The organism is Leuconostoc sp. UCMA20149, assembly GCF_030400235.1.
Taxonomy (GTDB): domain Bacteria; phylum Bacillota; class Bacilli; order Lactobacillales; family Lactobacillaceae; genus Leuconostoc; species Leuconostoc pseudomesenteroides.
Genome location: NZ_VJYC01000052.1, coordinates 1 through 343, shown reverse-complemented (window position 1 = coordinate 343; position 343 = coordinate 1). Strand labels below are relative to the sequence as shown.

Genomic DNA, 343 nt, shown 5'->3' with positions numbered 1-343 from the left:
GTTATACACTCGTCAATCGGCGAGATTGGGTGGGCACAGTGGTTTCAGCGAAACCAAAGGCTTATTCAAATTCAGCGTGGGAATATGATATTCAGTATTCAAACGGCGTACACAGTGTACACGTTGCCGAGCAAGATGTGACCACCATTGCGGCAGCAAAATATAGTGTAGGTCAAACAGTTAAAATAGCAAGTAATGCCTGGTCAGAAACTAATGGTTATACACTCGTCAATCGGCGAGATTGGGTGGGCACAGTGGTTTCAGCGAAACCAAAGGCTTATTCAAATTCAGCGTGGGAATATGATATTCAGTATTCAAACGGCATACACAGTGTACACGTTGC

The 343-nt window shown here is 44.3% G+C and carries 1 pseudogene; it reads left to right on the top strand.

Going from position 1 to position 343, the window contains the following annotated elements:
• A pseudogene (locus FF105_RS11600) lies at positions 1-343 on the top strand (glycoside hydrolase family 73 protein); the annotation flags it as partial.